General features: G+C 57.0%; 23 protein-coding genes, 1 tRNA gene and 2 riboswitches. Of the genes, 21 read left to right on the forward strand and 3 right to left on the reverse strand.

Annotated features, from left to right (window positions below):
• Window positions 1–205 precede the first annotated feature (205 nt).
• Both rph and Q7U76_10695 read left to right on the forward strand, forming a co-directional pair.
• Window positions 206–949: a ribonuclease PH gene (gene rph, locus Q7U76_10690; GenBank protein ID MDO8356845.1), complete on the forward strand. Its 744-nt coding sequence runs from the start codon at window positions 206–208 to the stop codon at window positions 947–949.
• Window positions 950–962: 13 nt separating this feature from the next.
• Window positions 963–1,592: an XTP/dITP diphosphatase gene (locus Q7U76_10695; GenBank protein MDO8356846.1), complete on the forward strand. Its 630-nt coding sequence runs from the start codon at window positions 963–965 to the stop codon at window positions 1,590–1,592.
• 18 nt (window positions 1,593–1,610) lie between these two features.
• Here the strand turns inward: Q7U76_10695 and Q7U76_10700 are convergent, their stop codons facing one another.
• Window positions 1,611–1,781, reverse strand: coding sequence for a hypothetical protein (locus tag Q7U76_10700; GenBank protein MDO8356847.1), 171 nt, complete (start codon window positions 1,779–1,781; stop codon window positions 1,611–1,613).
• Window positions 1,782–1,918: 137 nt separating this feature from the next.
• On the opposite strand from Q7U76_10700, the gene ndk reads away from it, so the two are divergent.
• From ndk to Q7U76_10745, 9 genes are all read left to right on the forward strand, one after another.
• Window positions 1,919–2,338 (forward strand): nucleoside-diphosphate kinase, encoded by a 420-nt coding sequence (gene ndk, locus Q7U76_10705; GenBank protein ID MDO8356848.1) that lies wholly within the window; start codon window positions 1,919–1,921, stop codon window positions 2,336–2,338.
• A 79-nt stretch (window positions 2,339–2,417) separates the two neighbouring features.
• A complete protein-coding gene (locus tag Q7U76_10710) occupies window positions 2,418–3,767 on the forward strand; it encodes a tetratricopeptide repeat protein (GenBank protein MDO8356849.1) in 1,350 nt (449 codons plus the stop codon).
• A gap of 135 nt (window positions 3,768–3,902) precedes the next feature.
• Complete coding sequence (gene gcvH, locus Q7U76_10715; protein ID MDO8356850.1) at window positions 3,903–4,289, forward strand: glycine cleavage system protein GcvH; 387 nt, start codon at window positions 3,903–3,905, stop codon at window positions 4,287–4,289.
• Window positions 4,290–4,298: 9 nt separating this feature from the next.
• Complete coding sequence (lpdA, locus tag Q7U76_10720) at window positions 4,299–5,726, forward strand: dihydrolipoyl dehydrogenase (GenBank protein MDO8356851.1); 1,428 nt, start codon at window positions 4,299–4,301, stop codon at window positions 5,724–5,726.
• Complete coding sequence (locus tag Q7U76_10725) at window positions 5,723–6,199, forward strand: helix-hairpin-helix domain-containing protein (protein ID MDO8356852.1); 477 nt, start codon at window positions 5,723–5,725, stop codon at window positions 6,197–6,199. Before lpdA ends, Q7U76_10725 begins: the two co-directional genes overlap by 4 nt.
• Window positions 6,196–7,407: a tyrosine--tRNA ligase gene (gene tyrS, locus Q7U76_10730; protein ID MDO8356853.1), complete on the forward strand. Its 1,212-nt coding sequence runs from the start codon at window positions 6,196–6,198 to the stop codon at window positions 7,405–7,407. The genes Q7U76_10725 and tyrS overlap by 4 nt, the downstream gene beginning before the upstream one ends.
• 54 nt (window positions 7,408–7,461) lie before the next feature.
• Window positions 7,462–7,536 (forward strand) — tRNA-Gly (locus Q7U76_10735).
• A gap of 105 nt (window positions 7,537–7,641) precedes the next feature.
• Window positions 7,642–7,890 carry a hypothetical protein gene (locus tag Q7U76_10740; protein MDO8356854.1) on the forward strand — a complete coding sequence of 83 codons (249 nt, stop codon included), beginning with the start codon at window positions 7,642–7,644 and terminating at the stop codon, window positions 7,888–7,890.
• A gap of 28 nt (window positions 7,891–7,918) precedes the next feature.
• Window positions 7,919–8,233, forward strand: coding sequence for a hypothetical protein (locus tag Q7U76_10745; protein ID MDO8356855.1), 315 nt, complete (start codon window positions 7,919–7,921; stop codon window positions 8,231–8,233).
• Window positions 8,234–8,367: 134 nt separating this feature from the next.
• Here Q7U76_10745 and rpmB read toward each other — a convergent pair whose 3' ends face one another.
• A complete protein-coding gene (rpmB, locus tag Q7U76_10750; protein MDO8356856.1) occupies window positions 8,368–8,559 on the reverse strand; it encodes a 50S ribosomal protein L28 in 192 nt (63 codons plus the stop codon).
• A 142-nt stretch (window positions 8,560–8,701) separates the two neighbouring features.
• Between rpmB and Q7U76_10755 the strand changes: the two genes are divergently transcribed.
• On the forward strand, window positions 8,702–8,968 hold the full coding sequence (locus tag Q7U76_10755) for a SemiSWEET transporter (protein ID MDO8356857.1): 267 nt from the start codon (window positions 8,702–8,704) through the stop codon (window positions 8,966–8,968).
• On the opposite strand, the gene Q7U76_10760 is transcribed toward Q7U76_10755, so the two are convergent.
• Window positions 8,955–10,382 (reverse strand): hypothetical protein, encoded by a 1,428-nt coding sequence (locus tag Q7U76_10760; protein ID MDO8356858.1) that lies wholly within the window; start codon window positions 10,380–10,382, stop codon window positions 8,955–8,957. The genes Q7U76_10755 and Q7U76_10760 overlap by 14 nt on opposite strands.
• A 214-nt stretch (window positions 10,383–10,596) precedes the next feature.
• Window positions 10,597–10,794: riboswitch (cobalamin riboswitch) on the forward strand.
• A gap of 191 nt (window positions 10,795–10,985) precedes the next feature.
• Here Q7U76_10760 and Q7U76_10765 point away from each other — a divergent pair.
• From Q7U76_10765 to Q7U76_10805, 9 genes are all read left to right on the forward strand, one after another.
• On the forward strand, window positions 10,986–11,879 hold the full coding sequence (locus tag Q7U76_10765) for a cobalamin-binding protein (protein ID MDO8356859.1): 894 nt from the start codon (window positions 10,986–10,988) through the stop codon (window positions 11,877–11,879).
• Window positions 11,880–11,891: 12 nt separating this feature from the next.
• On the forward strand, window positions 11,892–12,968 hold the full coding sequence (locus Q7U76_10770) for an iron ABC transporter permease (GenBank protein ID MDO8356860.1): 1,077 nt from the start codon (window positions 11,892–11,894) through the stop codon (window positions 12,966–12,968).
• Between the two features lies 1 nt (window position 12,969).
• Window positions 12,970–13,845, forward strand: a complete 876-nt coding sequence (locus tag Q7U76_10775; protein ID MDO8356861.1) for an ABC transporter ATP-binding protein — start codon at window positions 12,970–12,972, stop codon at window positions 13,843–13,845.
• Between the two features lie 66 nt (window positions 13,846–13,911).
• Window positions 13,912–14,094: riboswitch (cobalamin riboswitch) on the forward strand.
• An 84-nt stretch (window positions 14,095–14,178) separates the two neighbouring features.
• Window positions 14,179–16,128, forward strand: coding sequence for a TonB-dependent receptor (locus Q7U76_10780; GenBank protein ID MDO8356862.1), 1,950 nt, complete (start codon window positions 14,179–14,181; stop codon window positions 16,126–16,128).
• Window positions 16,129–16,137: 9 nt separating this feature from the next.
• Entirely contained in the window at window positions 16,138–17,538 is a 1,401-nt protein-coding gene (locus Q7U76_10785) for a cobyrinate a,c-diamide synthase (protein ID MDO8356863.1), read from the forward strand.
• Complete coding sequence (cobO, locus tag Q7U76_10790; GenBank protein ID MDO8356864.1) at window positions 17,535–18,134, forward strand: cob(I)yrinic acid a,c-diamide adenosyltransferase; 600 nt, start codon at window positions 17,535–17,537, stop codon at window positions 18,132–18,134. The genes Q7U76_10785 and cobO overlap by 4 nt, the downstream gene beginning before the upstream one ends.
• A gap of 8 nt (window positions 18,135–18,142) precedes the next feature.
• Window positions 18,143–18,346 (forward strand): cysteine-rich CWC family protein, encoded by a 204-nt coding sequence (locus Q7U76_10795; protein MDO8356865.1) that lies wholly within the window; start codon window positions 18,143–18,145, stop codon window positions 18,344–18,346.
• Window positions 18,347–18,362: 16 nt separating this feature from the next.
• The gene (gene bluB / locus Q7U76_10800; protein MDO8356866.1) at window positions 18,363–19,139 is read left to right on the forward strand and encodes a 5,6-dimethylbenzimidazole synthase; all 777 of its coding nucleotides are present in this window, start codon (window positions 18,363–18,365) and stop codon (window positions 19,137–19,139) included.
• Window positions 19,045–19,632, forward strand: coding sequence for a cob(I)yrinic acid a,c-diamide adenosyltransferase (locus Q7U76_10805; GenBank protein MDO8356867.1), 588 nt, complete (start codon window positions 19,045–19,047; stop codon window positions 19,630–19,632). Before bluB ends, Q7U76_10805 begins: the two co-directional genes overlap by 95 nt.
• The last annotated feature ends 5 nt before the right edge of the window (window positions 19,633–19,637 follow it).

Genomic DNA, 19,637 nt, shown 5'->3' on the forward strand with positions numbered 1-19,637 from the left:
GAGGGCGCTCAACGGGAGTGCGGAAAGGGCTGTACAGATTTCGCCGATCGCACCGTGTACTTTTGTACAAATCGACGAGAGGAATGATCAAATGCATACAGCTGTTCCCTCGGTTCGAGTCATCGCTGGGGTGCCGGGCCGGTTTCATTGCGCTTTCGCCGGGCCTTCACTTATAATGCGCCACATCACACAACAGGAGTCACCAATGAGCAGTGTAGCAGGATTATTACGTGTCGATGGGCGGCGAAAAGATCAATTGCGTCCGGTAAAGGTCACGCGAAATTTCATTAAGCATGCCGAAGGATCTGTGTTAATTGAAATGGGCGATACCAAAGTCATTTGTACGGCTTCGATCGAAGAGAAAGTGCCTCCCTTTCTGAAAGGGAAAGGGCAAGGATGGGTCACGGCAGAGTATTCGATGCTCCCTCGTTCGACCCACGACCGGTCTCCGCGTGAAGCGGTCAAAGGCAAGCAAAGCGGTAGAACGTTAGAAATTCAACGTCTTGTCGGGCGAGCCCTCCGTGCGGTGACCGATATGGGGCAGATGGGAGAACGGTCGATCTGGCTCGATTGCGACGTGATCCAAGCAGACGGCGGGACCAGAACCGCCTCCATTACGGGAGCCTTTATTGCCTTGGCCGATGCCTTCTCTTCACTCAAGAAGAAGGGGCTGATTAAGAAACGTCCATTGACGGACTATCTGGCCGCGATCAGCGTTGGGAAAGTGGGCGGGGAAATCCTGCTCGATCTGGCCTATACAGAAGACTCGATGGCCGATGTCGATATGAATGTCGTCATGACGGGACAGGGGCGCTATGTCGAAGTGCAAGGCACCGCAGAACGGACCCCCTTTGCCAAATCGGAAATGGATGAGTTCATGGCGGTGGGATGGAGCGGGATTCAGACCCTCACCGCGCTACAGAGGGATCTGATCGGGGAATTGGAATAGGGGAGAGGCGATGATCCGTGAAGTGGTGCTCGCCACTCGCAACCGGCATAAAGCCATAGAACTCGTCGCGCTCCTACGTGATCTTGGTATCACGATACGCAGCCTCGATGAGTTTCCCGATGCACCGGACGTGGTCGAAGATGGGACCACGTGCGAAGCCAATGCGATCAAGAAAGCGCGTGCCATTGCCGAGTTCACAGGGTTGCCGGCGGTCGCCGACGATACGGGACTCGAAGTGGACGCACTCGGTGGGCGGCCCGGTGTCTATGCCGCCCGGTATGCCGGCGAAGACGCCACCTACGACGACAATTGCAGGAAGTTGCTGCGAGAGTTGACGGGCGTGCCTCGTGAACGACGAACCACTCGCTTTCTCACTGTTGCAGCCCTCGCCCTTCCATCGGGCGAAGTACGAGTGGCGCAGGGCACGCTGGACGGCACGATCACAGAAGAGGCGAGCGGTACGGTGGGGTTCGGATACGATCCAGTGTTCTTCGTTCCAGAACTCGGCAAAACCTTGGCGCAGATCTCGGTAGAACAAAAAAACACCATCAGTCATCGCGCCAAAGCTTTCACGCAGATGCGCGACATTCTGAAAGAGCTGAATTCTGAGTGCTCAGTGCTGAGCCAGTGCAAGGATGCTTGATCGGTGCCGACTCAGCGCTCAGGACTCAGCACGTTGAAGCTGTCGTGGCGTCGCGCAGCCCGTTAGGGCGCGTATCTTGAGATTGTAGTACAGGGGATTGCTCCAGCCGTTGACGGCCAGGGTAATCACAGTGCTATTTCTGGTCACTCCATCCTTCAATGTGACCTGGGCTGAGCTGATCACCGGCATCATTGATGCGAGCGCCGATTGACCAAGGCGGAGCACCGTACCGCCTATCCGACTCTTGCAAGCCCATTATCCGCCACTTATAATGCGCCAGTGCTGTTCAATCTATCCTTTAACTATCTGGAGGAGCCTTAGAGCCCATGAGTGAACGAACATTAGCGATTATCAAGCCGGATGCAGTCAAGAAGCATGCGATTGGCGACATTATTGCCAGCTATGAAAAGGCCGGTCTGACGCCAGTGGCCATCCGCATGATGCAGTTTTCGAAATCAACGGCCGAGGGGTTCTATGCCGTGCATAAGGCCCGTCCATTTTTCGACAGCCTCTGCACGTTCATGTCGTCCGGTCCGGTCGTGGTGCTTACCCTGCAAGGCGACAACGCCATCAAGAAGAACCGTGACCTGATGGGTGCGACCGATCCAGCCAAGGCCGAAGCTGGCACGATTCGCAAGGCGCATGGCGCGAATATCGAGTTCAATGCGGTGCATGGATCCGATTCGCCGGAGACAGCGAAGTTTGAGGTCTCCTATTTCTTCCCAGAAACAGACCTCGTCAAATAAGGACGCCTGTTGGCAGGCGTGAACGGCTGTGCGATTTCCCGTTCCACGTTGCCTCGACTTTGTGCGATGGATGTTTTGTGTGCTGTGTGTGGTTCTTTCCGGGTGCGCCGGTCTGGCGCACCAGTTTCCCGCTTCATCGCCGTCTGTTGCGTCCGGTGCCGATCCGGCACTGGACGCCCAGACCAAGCTTCTTGAATCCGCCTATCGGGCCTTTGTGCAAGAGCGGTATCCGCTGGCTGCTGTGCTTTTCCAACGATTCGTCGACTCCAATCCCAACTCTCCCAGGTTGAGTGAAGCGCGCTGGTGGCTTGCACGTTCCAATGAGGAGCGCGGGGATCTCCCGGCTGCGCTGTCGGTCTATCGCACGGTGGTCGGGGCGGCGCCGCCATCTGTTCCGCTCGCCGGCACTTATGCTTTTCATGCGCTCAATCGGCTGGACACCTTTCGCCGGAGTTTCGGCTCGACCTCTTTATTGGAACGGCGGCAGGTTGCGCTCTGGTTGTCGAATCTGGACTGGCTCATGGCGTCTGATGCCGGGGTCTGGATTGCGCAGCTCGCCGACGCCGGTGTGACATCGTTGATTCTCGAGGCTGGGGCGTCAGGCCCGATGGGGATATTTGGTCAAACCACCAAGGCTCCGGTTGTCGCGGATCGGTTCAAGACGATCGTGCCGGTCGCCCATGCCAAGGGGATGGCGGTCTTGGCGTCGCTCAATCTCCATGAGCCTGACTGGATGGCGGTGAGTCCTGAGCGGCGTACGGTCATAGCCAACGGCATAAGCCAGCAGGCCGGTTCTATCGATATACTCCAGCCCGATTATCAGCGTGCCGTCGGGGAAGTCGCGCAGGATTTGTTGCGCACCGACATCGATGGGCTAGTGGTGGGGGCGAGGAGGGCTCGGGGGTTCGCCGAAGAATGGAGCCCGATGTCGCGACGGCAGTTCGAAGGGATGTTTGGTCTTTCGCTCGATAGCCGGGACCAACCGGTCTCGCCGGATGCCTGGCGCTGGGCCGGGTGGAAGACGAGGACCTATCTTGGGTTTCTTGCACAACTCACCCGTCAGTTGCGTCAGACGAGACCGGGGTTTGTAACGGCGGTGGCTGTGCATGAGCAGGCGGTGCTCTCACCGGCGGAGGCATTGACGGACTATGGAGAAGATCTGCTCGAGACCAAGCAACGAGGGTTACATGTCATCGTTCAGCCGGAGCCGATTTCGCCTGAGCGATCGAATGAGCCAGGGGCCGGGATGGAGCGGGTGCGACAACGATTGGCGCTGACGTTCGGAGATGAACGGCAACTCTGGATGGGCATGGCCCTGGGTGCTTCGGACCCAGCCTCGTTGGTCGCAGCGGTGCAAGCCTCCATTGCGGCAACAGTTGGGCAGGCCGGTCCTCATTTGTTGCTGATGAACGGACCGGCGATTCCTTGACAAAAGAGGCACCGGACCACTACGATCCCCAAAAAATACAGGTCGAGATCAAGGCTGAAGTCGAGGTGCGATGAGAGTAGTTCAGGCTTCTGCCTTACCCAACTTCGGCCTTCTTTTGCTTTAGAAGGAGCGCGCATGATTCCGAAAGATCTCCGGTACCACCAAGAGCATGAATGGGTGCGCGTGAGCGGCTTGCAGGCCACGGTAGGCATCAGTCATTTTGCCCAGGATGCGTTGGGCGATATTGTCTTCATCGATATGCCGAAGCCCGGCGCCGTCGTCAAGGCGGGGCAGCAGATCGGCGAAGTGGAATCGACCAAGACAACCTCCACGATCTACACACCTGTAAGCGGCACCATTGCCAAGATCAATGTCGACTTGAAGGATCACCCGGAAGTCGTGAACTCCGATCCCTATGGCAAGGGCTGGATGGTGCTGATCGATCTCTCCAATGCGGGCGAAGTCGAGGGACTGATGACGGCAGCCCAGTACGAGGCCTTTCTCTCCACGCAAAAGCATTGATTCGTTTCCATGTCTAAGCACATCGTCATTGTCGGCGCCGGGCCTGGCGGGTATGTCGCGGCGATTCGCGCAGCCCAGCTGGGTGCCCGGGTCACGGTCATCGAATCCCACGCGCTTGGCGGCGTCTGCTTGAATTGGGGCTGCATTCCCAGCAAGGCCCTCCTCTCGGTCGTCGAACTTGGCGACAAAGTCAAAAAAGCTGAAGACATGGGGCTGCTCGTTCAAGGACCGGTCTCGTACGATCTTGCTAAGATGGTCGCCCGAAAGAATAAAGTCGTGGCGTCACTCGTGAAGGGCATTGCCACACTCTTCAAGGCCTGGAACATCGAGCAGATGCAGGGGACTGGTTCAATACGCGCCCGGCAGACGGTGACGGTGACTGCTGCCGATGGGTCGGTGCGGGATATTCAGGCCGATGCCATTGTGGTGGCGACCGGATCGTCCTGGCCTAATCTGCTGCAGTTTCCAATCGACGGACAGCAGTTGCTCACGAGCCAACATCTCCTGGATCTCGATCGTATTCCTGCGAGTTTGCTGATCCTCGGCGCTGGTGTTGAAGGCTGTGAGTTTGCTGCCCTCTATAGCGGTCTTGGTACTGCGGTCACGATCGTGGAATTGATGCCACGCGTCTTGTCCCTGGAAGATGAGGATATCTCCTCGACGATGGAGCGGGAGTTGAAGAAGCGCGGGGTCACGGTTGAGACCGGAACCACTGTAGAGAAATTGGAGCGGTCACCGACGGCTGTCACCGCTCATTTGAAAGACGGCTCACAGGTTGTGGCGGAGAAGCTGCTGGTATCCGTAGGGCGAGGGTTTAATAGCAAAGGCATCGGACTGGAGCAGGTCGGGGTGCAGACGGGACGGCGAGGAGAGATTCTCGTGAACGACCGGATGGAAACGACGGTGCCGGGGATTTATGCGATCGGCGACGTGGTCGGTAAGGTGATGTTGGCGCACGTGGCCTCGGCTCAGGGAAAAGTGGCAGTCGAAAATATCATGGGTCATGAGACGACTGTTCGCTATGACGTCATTCCTGCCGGAATTTTTACCCTGCCGGAAATCGGTCGTGTCGGTATCACGGAGCAGCAGGCGCGCGAACGGGCCCAGGCTGCCGGGCAGAACCCGGACGAGACCATTCAGGTCGGACGTTTTCGCTATGCCGGCTTGGGGAAGGCGCAGTCGACAGGGGATACGACCGGTTTGTTTAAGGTCATTGCCGAGTCGCCGAGCGGAAAAATTCTCGGCGTACATATCCTTGGCGCCCATGCGGCCGACCTGGTGCATGAAGCAGCCTTGGCGATGCAAGTCGGCGCGACAGTGACTCAAATGGCCGAGATGATCCATGCCCATCCGACGCTGGCCGAAGGGTTGATGGAAGCGGCGGAGGATGTCGAAGGCAAAGCGATTCATCAGGCGCGAAAGCGGATGCCGTCATGATGCAGTCCCTTCTCATCAAGCTCGGGATGTTCGCCGTGACGATGGCCGTCGTCTTCTGGATCGGCTGGACACTGCCGACCTCATTCGATCGGGACCATGATCTTGCCGCGAAATCGTTCGAAGGGTTGCAGTCTGCCAATACACTAAGCCGTGAACCAGTTGCTGCGGTGAGTCTAGCCCCTGCGACCTTGACGCCAGATCCGCAGGCCATGGCTCCCGCGTCGAGACGATCTCACCTGGGGCTCCTCGATCTGAACCGCGCAACGGAACAGGACTTCGATGCCTTGCCGGGGATCGGTCCCAAGTTGGCGGAACGGATCATGGCGCATCGGCAATCGGTGGGAGCCTTTCGCTCGCTCGACGAATTGCGAGCCGTCAAAGGGATTGGGAAAAAGAAGTTTGAACGAATTCGTCCATTGGTCACGGTGACGCCCGAGGCCTCATCTTTGGACAGAGGGAAGAAAGCGACATGAGTGAACTCTCCCGTCAACTAGATCTGATTCTCCGTGGAGTGGTGGAGGTCATTCAACGGGCTGAACTTGAATCGAAGCTGACTAGGTCGTTAAAAGAGAACCGTCCGCTCCGTGTGAAAGCCGGCTTCGATCCGACCGCGCCGGATCTGCATCTGGGTCATACGGTCTTGATCCACAAGCTTAAGCACTTTCAGGAGTTGGGGCACCAAGTTATTTTCTTGATCGGTGATTTCACCGGGATGATCGGGGATCCGACCGGCCAATCCGATACGCGGGTCGCGCTGTCGAAAGAAAAAGTCTTGGAGAATGCCAAGACCTACGAGCGGCAGATCTTTAAGATTCTCGACCCTGCCAAGACTCTGGTGGAGTTCAATAGCCGCTGGATGGGTACGATGACCGCGGAAGGGTTGATCCATCTGAGTGCGCATAGCAGTGTCGCGCGGATGCTGGAGCGGGACGATTTTCACAAACGGTATCACGAGCAGAAGCCGATCAGTATCCACGAGTTCATGTATCCCCTCGTGCAGGGCTACGATTCCGTGGCGCTCAAGTCCGATATCGAGCTGGGCGGGACCGATCAAAAGTTCAATCTGTTGATGGGGCGAGAGTTGCAGCGAGATTATGGCCAGGAGCCTCAAGTGGTCATCACGATGCCGTTGCTCGAAGGCACGGATGGCGTCAAAAAGATGAGCAAGAGCCAGGGGAACTACATTGCGTTGGAAGATGCCCCGAACGACATGTTCGGCAAGCTCATGTCCGTCACCGATGCATTGATGCTCCGGTACTACGAGCTGCTCACCACGGAAGACTTGGCTGGAGTAAAGGCCGCACATCCGATGGAGGCGAAACAGGCACTCGCGGCGATGATCGTGGCCCGGTATCACGGGGCAGAGGCTGGCCAACAGGCAAGGGCGGCCTTTCAACAGAAATTTTCAGAGCGAGAGTTTCCCGCAGAGCCGGACGTGCGCTTGACCCTGACCCTGGCTGATCTGCGCGAGGGCCAGACGATCGGTTTGGTCGATCTGGTCGCCAAGACAGGGTTGGTTCCGAGCAAGAGCGAAGCCAGACGATTGATCATTCAGGGTGGGTTAGAGGTCGATGAACAGAAGCAGAGCGATGCCAATGCGGTCTTGTCGATCGTGACAGGAAAAGCCTATCGACTGAAGGTTGGTCGGCGAAAGTTTGCACTGGTTGAATTCAAGGGATAGTACGAGGAGTTTCTTGACTTGGCCTAGAGGCCCAGGTAGGATTCGGTGCAGTGAGCGGGCGTAGCTCAGTGGTAGAGTCCTTGCTTCCCAAGCAAGTTGTCAGGGGTTCAAATCCCCTCGCCCGCTCCAAAATAAGACTAAAACGTGAGGCGTGACGCGTCTTACGGGAGAGATGGAGGACTTGAGAGGCATGCGCTTCCAAGTCCTTTGTTGTATCTAGACAAAGGTGGACTGATGAAACAGACGGTCATGCTTGGATTGGCGCTCTGGTGCATTTTCACTGTCACTGGCTGTCATTACTATGAAGAATATCGGGTGCTCAAATCGACGGCGGATTTGCAGGATGAGCGAGCGGAACTCCTGAAGGCCTATCGGCTCTGTTTGACCAAGTATCAAGATGAGCCTCCCAAGGCGAAAGAGATGTGCGCACCGTACACGCAGTCCTTGAGGGAAATCGAAGTCAGGCAGCAGCATGGGCGATAGCCCTGTGCGATATCAACGAGGAGGCACTGTGAGCCGAGGCCAATTTATATTTTTAGTCGTCGTGACGTTCGTTGGAAGCATGGTCGGCGGCGCCGTCAGCGGCTGGTGGCTGGCGCCGATATCTGCGAAGGCGCAGAAGACGAATGGGGTCAATGCGGAAGAGTTTCTCCTGCTGGATCAGACTGGAAAGGCACGAGCTGGATTGGGACTTGATAAGAATGGCGAGGTCGGTCTGGTGCTGATGAGCCGTGATGGGAATCGGACGTTGGCCCTGTCGCCGGACGATCGGTTTGCCGTGAAGCTGTCCGATCAGAGCGGCCGTGTGATCTGGTCGGCCCCATAAGGGTCTTCTGGGAAACTAGCTTGGCTTGCGAGACGAGGGGCTTGCGTGGGTGGGCAAGAGTACAAATGGTTCGAAGTCCAAGGTGTTGCTGCGCGATACCCTGAACTTCGAACGTCGGTCTTTGTCTGGATCTGTTATACGGCTTTGATGACTTTGCCGCTGCGAAGGCAGCGAGTGCAGACTCGAAGGCGCTTTGGCTGACCGTCGATCAAGGCCCTGACTGGCTGGAGGTTGGGCTTGAAGATCCGCTTGGTCTTGTTATTGGCGTGACTGATGTTATTGCCGGATTGGCGTCGTTTGTCGCAGAGGTCGCATGTAAATGCCACGGGTACACTCCTTCATCTGGTCGAATCAAGACAATATTGCGAACGGGCAAATGTACCACAGGGACATCGGTCTTGACAAGCAGGTTGGGGGGGACATGAGTGGTTGTTCGGGAATGTCGGGCTTGCGAGTGGAGAGGGAATCATGACCGGAATCGATCTGTTGGGTTTTGCGGCAGGGACGTTGACGACCTGTGCTTTCTGGCCCCAGCTGCAGAAGACATGGATCTCGAAGTCTGCGGGTGATGTCTCGCTGGGCATGCTGGCGATTTTCACCTCAGGCGTTGGGCTCTGGTTTCTCTATGGACTGGTGCTTCAGTCCTGGCCGATTATTTTGACCAATGCTGTGACGCTGATACTGACGGGGGCGATATTAGTACTCAAGATTCGGTTTAGGACTAGCGGCGGTTAGTTTTTCGGCTTGGAGGAGTTGCCTGGATTTCCTTGGTCGCTGGTGCGAGGGTGACCATCGCAGGAACACTGACATCGAAACTCTGGTCGCCACCATCGTCGAATCGGTCTTTCCCCACGCTATAGATCTTCTGCTGCGTCGGGCTCCACAACATCGGCAATCCGCTAAATGGGTCGTAATAGGACGAGCCGACTTCCGCGAGTCGATTCGGCACGGTGGTTTGTGCGCTCGGGCGCCGCAAGACGACCTGTAATGAGGCGAGCCGCAGCCTGGCATCGGTCTCCTTCAGCTGATAGTGGAAGGGGGCCCAGTCAGGCTCGAATGGAGCGGTATTGATGAGGCGTTCAGTCATGCCGTGACGTGCGGTTCCGGACAGCTCTCTGAGTGTGGGCAAGGTCGTCTGTCCAGTTTCTGTCGCATGGATGATGGCATCGTAGTAGGTCGCGTACATTTCCCAGGTCTCTCGCGTTTGTAACGGGATGCCGACCAACGAGCGGGGTAGTGGATGTGCGATTCGATCAAAGGCCTGTTCGGGCAGACGGGCTGCGCCTGCCAGCCACTGTTGGGGTGTCAGGAGAGATTCGGACGGCCGTTTCGTGATGAATGTGCCTGTGCGATCGGCCTGGACGCCAAGTGTGAATTGATGTTGTAGCGGCCAGCGGAGCGACGACTCAGTTGCCGTCAGTGGGGGTGCGATGTTGGGAGTCATCGCCAGGACGGTTTTGTCGACGGTTGCTTGCGACAATAAGGTCGAGAGCAGGTGGAGATCGTCGGTGATGACGATTTGCGCCATGACTTTGGTGGCGATGGTGGTCGCATCTCGAAGTACATGTCGCCACATACGAAGGTCTTGCGTCATCCGGTGCATGCCCAGGACTGTCTGGCGGGAAAATCCGTCGGCGATATAGAGGCGATGGGCGAGAAACATTTCGGCAAAGCGAGGCGTGCCGCAGTGCGCGAATCCCATGTCTTCGAACGGCATAGAGAGCCATCGCTCATATCGTGTTAGAAAGGTCCGGTCGCGACCGGTCACCTGGTGGAACCATGCCTGCATATTCCTGAACTCATTCATCGGGCTCTCGGCGTTCCAGGAAGGGATGATCCGTTCGACAGGGAGTTGAATCTGCAGTTCTGCACGTCCAAGCTTGTCGTAGTTGAATTCGCTGTTGCTTGGAGCGGCGTTGGTTTCAACCCATATTTCATGCCCCGTCTTGGCGGGATCGAGCGTCGCAGCTGAGGCAAACCCGAGCAAATAGAAATAGCCATTCTCATAGGGATCGACGAGACGTTGTTGCGGCGGTTCCAGGAGGCGAGTGAAGGCTGGGCTGGGCGGTTGCCCTTTCGAGGACCAGATCAGGCCTGAAATTTGGAAGAAAGCCCAGAGGATGAGAACGCCAATGATCAGGTGTTTCATAAATACGTAAGTAGAAGTTGTATGTTGGACCGGTCATTCACCTGGACCGCTATGTCCTCTGGGATCGTCATGCAGGGCAGAGGTGAGCAAGGGCTATGCCGGAAGGCGGCCTGAAAAAGCTCGGTCTTTTGCTCCCTTTGTCAGAGACTTCGGATTGGCGAGATGTCAGACGATGAGGAGGGAACTGTCGAACGGACATTAATGAACTTGACAACCTTCTTCCTTGTCTCCTAGAGTGCCCTCCACATTGTGACTCCTGTGGTCAGGGAAGAGGGTGTAAGTCCCTCGCGGTCCCGCCGCTGTAAATGGGGACGAAACCCGTAAATGCCACTGTTCGCTTCGGCGGATGGGAAGGTGCGGGGAGTAGGGTGAACCATAAGCCAGAAGACCTCCCAGGATAGTTGACCGACGTTCCCTCGTGGGCTGGGGAATTGGCGAGGATGAGTTGCGGGAGCAATCCTCAGGGTCTGTCAGGCCTTGGGGATTTTTTATTTGCGCACCGCTGCATGGCATGGTCGATGGTGGGCTGGACTGTTGACGAGTATGGGAATACTCGTTCTTGCGATGGCCACCTTCGCGAATGCAGATGATGGGACGTCGGGCATGGCACGTCGACAGCAGGGCATCCTCACCGGCATGCCGTTTATGGCGAACGTCTCGGCACGCGCCTATGTCGATGATGCGGGTCGCCGCATATATTTTGCCAAACCTCCCGCGCGAATCGTCTCACTGGCGCCCAGCATCACGGAAATGCTGTTTGCCATGGAGGCGGGGGAGCAGCTCGTCGGCGTCACAGACTTTTGCGACTATCCACCCGAAGCTCTGACAAAGCCTAAAGTCGGCTACTCCAATCCGAACTTGGAAACGTTGGTGGCGCTCCAGCCTGATCTGGTAGTGGCGCCCAACGATTTTCTCAAACCCGATATCATCGTCAAGCTTGAGCAGCTGAAGATCCCAGTATTTATCTTGGCAGACAAGAACGTCGAGGGGATTTTCGTTCACATTCAAACGCTTGGACGGATTGTCGGACATTCGGCAAAAGCCGATACCGTTGCCATGCAGCTTCGACATCAGGTGGCTGCGATCCAGCAGCGTGTTCAGGGAATGGCTCCAGTGCGGATGCTCTATGTGTTGAACAGCCAACCTTTGATCACTGTCGGGCCGGGCAGTTTCATCGATCAGCTCATTGGAATGGCCGGAGGCGTCAATGTCGCGGCCAAGAGCGTTACGCCCTATCCGCGGCTTAGTATGGAGTCTGTGCTCCAAGAGGATCCTGAAGTGTTGGTGTTTCCTGTCGGCAAAGCGGAAGGCATCTCAGAGAGCGAGCAGCAGACCTGGCGCCAGTGGACGACGATGACGGCGGTGAAGCGCAGCAGACTTCACCAGATTTCTGCCGATTGGTTGAACCGGCCTGGTCCGCGCATCGCCCAGGGACTTGAGTCGCTCGCCGCAATTTTACATCCGGATAACACGCCGGGCAGTCGAACCGAACGATAACGAGAACAGCGTATGGCAGATATCGTGGCATCATGGGCGCAGGCCGGCGCGGTGTTGACCGTCCAGCGATGGGTGGTAGTGATCGGTGGACTGCTGCTGGCGAGCCTGGCCGTGTTGCTGCTCTGTCTGCAATTCGGCGCCACGTCGGTCGGCATGGGAACGGTCGCGACGGCGATCGCGCGTCTGTTGCGCGGGGATGAGGCCGGCTCTCCAAGTCTGGCGACTTCCGAGATTATTATGGTGCAGATTCGTTTTCCGCGAGTGCTCATGGGTTTTCTCGTGGGGGCCAGTTTGGCGGCGGTCGGTGTCACGCTTCAAGCCCTGCTGAGAAATCCGTTAGCCGATCCCTATGTATTGGGTGTGTCGAGCGGATCCGCTCTGGGCGTTTCGGTGGCGATTCTGTTTGGCATCGGTTCCACCTTCATGCTGCTGCCGGTGCTCCCGCTCTTTGGATTTGCCGGAGGCCTGCTGGCACTGGTGTTGATCTATCGGCTGGCGCAGTCAAAAGGCCGGTTGCCGGTTCATAGCCTGTTGCTGGCTGGCGTGATTTTGAATGCCATTCTGACGGCCTTTATCATGTTCATCACATCAATCATGGAGCCGAACCGTTCAGCGGGACTGATGGCCTGGCTGATGGGATCGCTGACCGCGCCGGGGTATCCGGCATTAGGCGTCTTTTTGATGTATGTCGTGTTGGTCCTCGGGGTTCTCATGCACAAGGCCCAGTCGCTCAATGTGCTCACGTTGGGCGAAGAAACAGCTCGCTCACTGGGTATAGAGACTGAGGGGGTGAAGAAGCAGCTCTTTGTGCTCACGGCACTCCTGACCGGTGCGATTGTGTCGGTGAGCGGCATGATCGGGTTCGTCGGGATGGTGGTGCCTCATGCGGTGCGGCTGCTCATCGGATCGGATCATCGGCTGTTGCTGCCTGCGTCGGCGTTAGTCGGAGGCATGTTTCTCTCCCTGGCCGATACGATCGCCCGGACGATTATGTCTCCCGCGGAAATACCGGTGGGCATTGTGACGGCGCTCGCCGGTGGCCCATTTTTCCTCTATCTTCTTCTCTGGCGAAAAGATCGGATGTTGTGAGATGACGACCTGCCAGATTGACGTCGCGCATTCCGGGTTGTCTGCGGAGAGTCCTGCCATCGAAGTCCTTGGACTATCGTTTCAATACCGCACGTCGGAAGGGCGAGGGAGAATGTGGACCCTCGATCATCTCTCCTTCCACGTCGATACCGGCGAGATTCTGGGCATTGTGGGACCTAACGGGTCCGGGAAGACCTCGCTCTTAAAAGTGTTGTCAGGTCTCTTGCCGGCAGGCGAAGGCGATGTACGATTGGGCGGTCTCTCCCTGGGGAAACAGAGCCAAACCGATATCGCCCGTGTGGTCGCGGTCGTGCCGCAGGAATATGCACAGGTATTCCCGTTTACTGTGGCCGAGACCGTATTGATGGGACGGTTCCCCCATCGGACGACTCGTTGGTGGAGTCTGGGAATCGGAGATGAGACCGCGGACGATCTCGCCTGTGCGCACCAATCGATGGTCGACACCGATGTGCTCTCGCTGGCCGACCGACTGGTCTCGGACTTATCCGGCGGAGAACGGCAACGTGTCATGATCGCGCGAGCGCTCGCGCAAGAGCCGAAGATCCTCCTTCTTGACGAGCCGACGGCGTTTCTCGACATCAATCACCAGATCGAGATTTGTTCGCTCATCGCGAGGCTCAGGACAGAACGACGGCTGACGGTGGTGTTGGTGTCGCACGATCTGAATGTCGCGAGCCAGTATTGCGACCGGGTCTTGATGCTCAAGGACGGCGGGCTGTGCCGTATCGGCTCGCCGGAGGAGACCATTCGACCTGATGTGCTTCGGATGGTCTATGGATGTGATGTGGTCGTCGACGCCCATCCCCAAACGGGCAGGCCACGCGTGACGATGCCGATGAGTATCGTTCGACAGTAGAAGACAGCCAGGGTCCTGTCCCCGGCCCGGCTGTGTGTGACCAAGGGGGGCGGTTAGTTTCTTATTTAAGAAAGGGCGTTTTGGAGAAGCGACGCGGGTGACGGGGAAGATGGTGCAAATCCATCACGGTGCCGCCACTGTAAGCGGGGAGTAATTCTGCATTGAGCCACTGTGTGCCTGGCACACGGGAAGGCGCAGAAACACGACGATCCGCAAGTCAGGAGACCCATTCCGTAGTTGATTCGACTCAACCCTTCGAGCACAAGGGAGATCGTTATGATGTGGTTCCTTCGTTCTAGTCGTGTGTGGTGGTGTCTGCTTTCTCTGTTTGCCATGAGTCCTCTCGTTCATGCTGCCCCGGACATCGAAGTGGCATCCGCCGATCAAATAGACACCATTGAGACGCGGGAAGTCGTGGTGAGTGCAACCAAAACCCCTGTTCCTGTCACTCAACTCACCAGCGCAGCCGAGATCATTACTGAGGAAGACCTGAAGCGTCGGCAGATCAAGATGGTTTCGGAAGCTCTCCGTCTCAGCCAGGGACTCACGGTGTTCTCGAACGGTGGACCCGGTACGAGCACGAGTGTGCGCATCCGAGGCAGCAACTCCGACCAGGTGCTGGTGCTGATCGATGGCGCGATTATGAACAGCGCTACGACCGGTAGTTTTGACTTTGCAAATCTCACCACCGACAACATCGAACGTATTGAAATTCTCCGTGGCGCCCAAAGCATGCTGTGGGGCGCGGACGCGATGGGTGGTGTCATCAATATTACTACCAAGAGGGGCACCGGCGCTCCGTCGGCCAACGCGTTCTTCGAGTACGGATCGTTCTCGTCCATCCGAGAAGGTGGCCAAGTTTCCGGAAAAACAGGAATCGTGGACTACAGCGCGGCGATCTCACGTTGGGATTATACGGGATTTTCAGCCGTCAACTATCGCCGTGGTGCTTCGGAGCGAGATGGCTTTCACAACTGGCAAACCTCAGCGCGCCTGGGTGTGGCCCTTCCTCACGAGGGACGGCTCGACTTCAATTTTCGTCTCTTGCAAGGCAGGGTGAACATCGATAACGGTTTTTCTCCTGGATTCGATACCCTGGGAGCGTTCAACAACAGCCAGCAGTTTGTGTACAGCGCTGCCTATACGCAGCCGATTACGACCTGGTGGAACCAAGTCCTCACGGTGTCACGCCAAACAGAGGATTCTGAGTCTTTTTCCGGAACGACCCAGCGCAATCTGCAAACTGGGGTCGTTTCTACTCCATTTCTCTACCGATCGCAGATCAACACGTTGTCGAATCGCATGGAGTGGCAAAATAATATCCAGATTGCCAAGCCCTTACTCCTTAGTGCCGGATATCAGTTCCGTGAGCAGCAAGGGCAAAATCGAGACCTTCTGACAAACAATCTCGATATCCCGACCAAGATCGTTTCCAGCAATGCCGGATTTGCTCAGGCCCAACTGAATCTCTGGGAACGAGTCTTTGCAACGGCAGGCGTGAGATATGACGATTACAACGTTTTTGGTGGCGCCACCACGTACCGGACTACCGCCGGCTATCTCCATCAAGAGACCGGGACCAAGATCCGGAGCAGTTATGCGACCGGGTTTCGCGCGCCGACCGTCAATCAATTGTACTTCCCAGATTTTGGGAAGTCGGATCTGAAGCCCGAGCGAAGTCAGAGTATGGATATCGGGGTGGACCAGTATCTGCTCAATAACCGGCTGACTCTGAGCGGGGGACATTTCTGGAGCCGTTACCGTGACATGATTGTGGCTCAACAGAGCGCAGATGTATGCGGGAGCTCGTTCGGCTTCGCCAATTATTGTGCGCAGAATATAGGCTTGGTGAGCACGAAGGGATGGGAGGCGAGTGTCAAATATGCGGTAGTGAGGGATATGCCCTTGATCAAGAGCTTAGATGTCCAGGCTCAATATACCAATACGCTGACCAGGAACCTGGTGCAGCAGCCTGGCAATCGAGCGCCTCGTATGCCGGTCGATCAATGGAGCATGATCATTAGTTATCAGCCGATTGATCCGGTCAGGGTGAACCTCGAAGGCCGCTATGTGGGCTCACGATTCGACGATGTCAATAATCAGCAAAAGATGCGTGCCTTCGATGTGTGGAATCTCTCTGCCACCTATGATGTGACGAATCGTGTGCAGACGTACGTGCGCGCCGACAATATTTTCAATGAGAAGTATGAAGAGATTCAGTTTTACGGTACTCCTGTGCGATCTATTTTTGTCGGGCTGAGAGTGAATTACGATGCGAAGTAACTGAATCATATGATCCTTCCCCGATTGGTCATCGCAGGCACTTCCAGCGGTGTCGGCAAGACGACGGTCACCTTGGCAATCCTGGCGGCTCTGAAAGCTCGGGGCCGCCAGGTCCAGCCCTTCAAGGCTGGGCCTGATTTTATTGACCCGAGCCATCATGCCGCAGCGACCGGACGTCCATCTCGGAATCTGGATGGCTGGATGTTGGGGGAAGCCGTCAATCGCGATATCTTTACGCGGGCCGCTGCTGACGCAGATATCTCCATTATCGAAGGGATGATGGGGCTGTTCGACGGGAGCTCACCGGCAAACGAAATCGGCAGCACGGCCGAATTGGCAAAACAGTTGGATGCGCCGGTGGTACTCGTCATTGATGGAAGCGCCATGGTACGCTCCGCCGCAGCGATGGTGTCGGGGTATGCACAGTTCGATCCGGCGCTACGAGTAAAGGCCGTTCTGTTCAATCGAGTCGGTAGCGAAGGGCATTACAAGTTACTCAAGGAAGCCGTAGAGCAAGAGACTGATGTCGTGGCTGTGGGGTATTTCCGGTCGGATCCGGCAGTGACGATTTCTGATCGCCATCTCGGGCTTGTGACGGCGATGGAAGAGGGAACAGGCGAACTCTACGGTCGGCTGGCGAAGGCAGCGGAAGAAACGGTCGATCTGGATCGAATCGAGGTAGTGGCCCGTTCATGCGGTGAGTGCCCTGCAGTGGCACTTCCGCCTGTGACCAGGAGCCAAGGGCACACGATTCGAATCGGGGTGGCTCAGGATCTGGCCTTTTGTTTTTACTATCCCGACAATCTTGAATTGCTCAAAGCAGAGGGGGCGGAGTTGGTGACGTTTTCCCCCATGAACGATCAGGTGCTGCCCGATGTGGATATGCTGTATCTTGGCGGGGGTTATCCGGAACTGCATGGTGGGGTGCTGAGTAAGAATGCCCCAATGCGGACGGCCATCCGGAAGTTTGCCGAGCAGGGTGGGACGATTTATGCAGAATGCGGGGGGATGATGTATCTCACGCAAGCCATCCGCGACTTCGCCGGGATATCGCATGAGATGGTCGGGCTGTTTTCCGCTGAAGCTGTCATGAAGAAGCCGGGTTTGACCCTGGGGTACAGGACGATGGAACTCTCGCACGACTGCATCCTTGGTGCGGCTGGCACCACCGCACGAGGACATGAGTTTCATTATTCTTCGCTGGTTTCGAGCGGAACATTGGACTATGCCTGTGCGCTTCGGGATGCGGGAGGCCTGTCGAAGGGGCAGGATGGGGTCTCCATCGGCAATGTGGTGGGGCTCTATACGCATTTGCATTTTGCCAGCCAGCCGCAGATTGCGAAGTCGCTGGTGTCGTCGGTGCGACGGACCTCTCCGCGATTGTCGGTGAATGGAGGAGGCGCGAGATGACGGAGCAGGACGAACACAAAGCCAAGATGGAACGGCTCAAGGCGTCAGTGGATCGGCGCATTGAAGCGGCGCAGGAAGAGAAGGGCCTGTTGATGGTCTATACAGGCGCAGGCAAGGGGAAGACCACGGCAGCGCTGGGTATGGCGTTACGATGTCTCGGCCATGGCATGAAGGTGGCGGTGGTGCAGTTTATCAAGGGGGCAATTGATACGGCGGAGGAGCGGGCCTTAAAGTCCTTTGGCGATCGCGTCACGTTTCTCCGTATGGGGGAAGGGTACACGTGGGAAACTCAAGACCGTGAGCGGGATACGAAGTTCGCCCGAGAGGCCTGGACCGTGGTCTGCGGGTTTCTGCGGGATCCCTCCTATGCGATGGTCATTTTGGATGAATTCAATATCGCATTGCAGCATGAGTACGTTCCGCTAGACGAGGTGCTCTCGGGGCTGCGTTCACGGCCGGTCATGCAGCATGTGGTGATCACCGGGCGTGGCGCCAAAGAAGCGTTGATCGAGGAAGCCGATCTCGTTACGGAGATGAAGCAGGTCAAACATCCCTTTCGAAAAGGCATCAAGGCGCAGGCGGGGGTGGAGTTTTGAGGGGGCCGGTGACGAAGACCTGCGAACATTGCAGGGAGATGTTCGAGTGCCGTGGATATCAATGCTGGTGTGGGACTCTCGGCATTACGGAGCAGCAGATGGACTGGATCACCGCGCGGTATAAAGAATGTCTCTGTCCCGTCTGCTTGGGAAAAGTTGCCGCCGGTGAGCTGGGGCCTCAATCCACGCATCAACCTGAGCGGGCGACGTGAAGGAGTGCAACGAGCGATGCCGGGTAACGGACGATTTTCAAATGCGGAGCGGGAGGCGGTGTATCGGGTAATTTTCGAGCGGCGCGATGTCCGCCGGAATTTCTTGCCGGCGCCGATACCGGACGAGGTCTTGACGCGCCTATTGACGGCCGCGCACCATGCCGGATCGGTTGGATTCATGCAGCCATGGGATTTTGTGGTGGTCCGCGATTCTGCCGTGAAGGGCCTGGTCAAAGACTTGTTTCGCGCGGCGAATGCCGAGGCTGCGACGAAGTATCGGGGGAAGCGAGCCGCGCTGTATCGAAGTCTCAAGCTGGAAGGCATCGAAGAAGCGCCGGTTAATATCGGTGTCACGTGCAGTCGTCAACGTGGCGGCCCTCATGTGCTGGGCCGTTCGACGGTGCGTGATACGGATCTCTATAGCACCTGTTGCGCCATCCAGAATCTCTGGCTGGCTGCACGTGCGGAAGGCATCGGGGTTGGCTGGGTCAGCATCCTGGACCATGGAGCCCTGAAACGGGTGCTCGGTATTCCAAGGCCGGTCACGGTGTTGGCCTATCTGTGTCTGGGGTACGTCGACGACTTTGCGGTGCAGCCGGACTTGGAGTCGGCAGGGTGGCGCGCCAGGATTCCAGTCGAGCAACTCATTCACTACGAATCGTGGGGAGCCACACAGCAGGGTGACAGGAGCAACGGCGATGCGCATCACGAAAGTATACACAAGAACGGGAGACGCGGGAAAAACCAGGCTGGCCGGCGGGCAGCAGGTCTGGAAGGACAGTCTTCGAGTTGAAGCCTATGGCACGCTTGATGAGCTGAATGCGGTGGTCGGGGTGGTGCGGGTGATGAATGCCGAGATGGTTGGGATGTATGAGCAGGCGGAGCCACTCGAAGAAGATCTCCGCTGGGTCCAGAATAAACTATTCGACCTCGGTGGCATTCTGGCGACGACCCCTGGGCAAGAGTTCAAAAATATGCCCCAAGTTACGGCAGTGGATGTGACGAAGCTGGAAAAGATGATCGATCGCTGCCAGAAGGATCTGGCTCCGCTCAAGGAGTTCATTCTGCCAGGCGGGGGGAAGGTGTCGGGTTTTTTGCATCAGGCGAGAACGGTGTGCCGTCGGGCGGAGCGGATCTGTGTGCATCTCTCGCGGGAAGAGCCGGTCGATGCGGTGCATATCAAGTTCGTGAATCGGCTGAGCGATGCCTTGTTTGTCCTGGCACGCTGGGCTGCCAAGACCCAGGGGGAGCCGGAGTTCCTCTGGCAGCGTGATACGGGGAAGTGACGAGT

The organism is Nitrospirota bacterium (assembly GCA_030645475.1).
Taxonomy (GTDB): domain Bacteria; phylum Nitrospirota; class Nitrospiria; order Nitrospirales; family Nitrospiraceae; genus Palsa-1315.

Excerpts from the sequence above, each read along its gene's own strand:
- rph (MDO8356845.1), top strand. The coding sequence starts at position 206 with ATGAGCAGTGTAGCAGGATTATTACGTGTCGATGGGCGGCGAAAAGAT.
- Q7U76_10700 (MDO8356847.1), bottom strand. The coding sequence starts at position 1,781 with ATGCCGGTGATCAGCTCAGCCCAGGTCACATTGAAGGATGGAGTGACC.
- ndk (MDO8356848.1), top strand. The coding sequence starts at position 1,919 with ATGAGTGAACGAACATTAGCGATTATCAAGCCGGATGCAGTCAAGAAG.
- gcvH (MDO8356850.1), top strand. The coding sequence starts at position 3,903 with ATGATTCCGAAAGATCTCCGGTACCACCAAGAGCATGAATGGGTGCGC.
- lpdA (MDO8356851.1), top strand. The coding sequence starts at position 4,299 with ATGTCTAAGCACATCGTCATTGTCGGCGCCGGGCCTGGCGGGTATGTC.
- Q7U76_10725 (MDO8356852.1), top strand. The coding sequence starts at position 5,723 with ATGATGCAGTCCCTTCTCATCAAGCTCGGGATGTTCGCCGTGACGATG.
- tyrS (MDO8356853.1), top strand. The coding sequence starts at position 6,196 with ATGAGTGAACTCTCCCGTCAACTAGATCTGATTCTCCGTGGAGTGGTG.
- Q7U76_10740 (MDO8356854.1), top strand. The coding sequence starts at position 7,642 with ATGAAACAGACGGTCATGCTTGGATTGGCGCTCTGGTGCATTTTCACT.
- Q7U76_10755 (MDO8356857.1), top strand. The coding sequence starts at position 8,702 with ATGACCGGAATCGATCTGTTGGGTTTTGCGGCAGGGACGTTGACGACC.
- Q7U76_10760 (MDO8356858.1), bottom strand. The coding sequence starts at position 10,382 with ATGAAACACCTGATCATTGGCGTTCTCATCCTCTGGGCTTTCTTCCAA.
- Q7U76_10765 (MDO8356859.1), top strand. The coding sequence starts at position 10,986 with ATGGCACGTCGACAGCAGGGCATCCTCACCGGCATGCCGTTTATGGCG.
- Q7U76_10770 (MDO8356860.1), top strand. The coding sequence starts at position 11,892 with ATGGCAGATATCGTGGCATCATGGGCGCAGGCCGGCGCGGTGTTGACC.
- Q7U76_10775 (MDO8356861.1), top strand. The coding sequence starts at position 12,970 with ATGACGACCTGCCAGATTGACGTCGCGCATTCCGGGTTGTCTGCGGAG.
- Q7U76_10780 (MDO8356862.1), top strand. The coding sequence starts at position 14,179 with ATGAGTCCTCTCGTTCATGCTGCCCCGGACATCGAAGTGGCATCCGCC.
- Q7U76_10785 (MDO8356863.1), top strand. The coding sequence starts at position 16,138 with ATGATCCTTCCCCGATTGGTCATCGCAGGCACTTCCAGCGGTGTCGGC.
- cobO (MDO8356864.1), top strand. The coding sequence starts at position 17,535 with ATGACGGAGCAGGACGAACACAAAGCCAAGATGGAACGGCTCAAGGCG.
- bluB (MDO8356866.1), top strand. The coding sequence starts at position 18,363 with ATGCCGGGTAACGGACGATTTTCAAATGCGGAGCGGGAGGCGGTGTAT.
- Q7U76_10805 (MDO8356867.1), top strand. The coding sequence starts at position 19,045 with ATGCGCATCACGAAAGTATACACAAGAACGGGAGACGCGGGAAAAACC.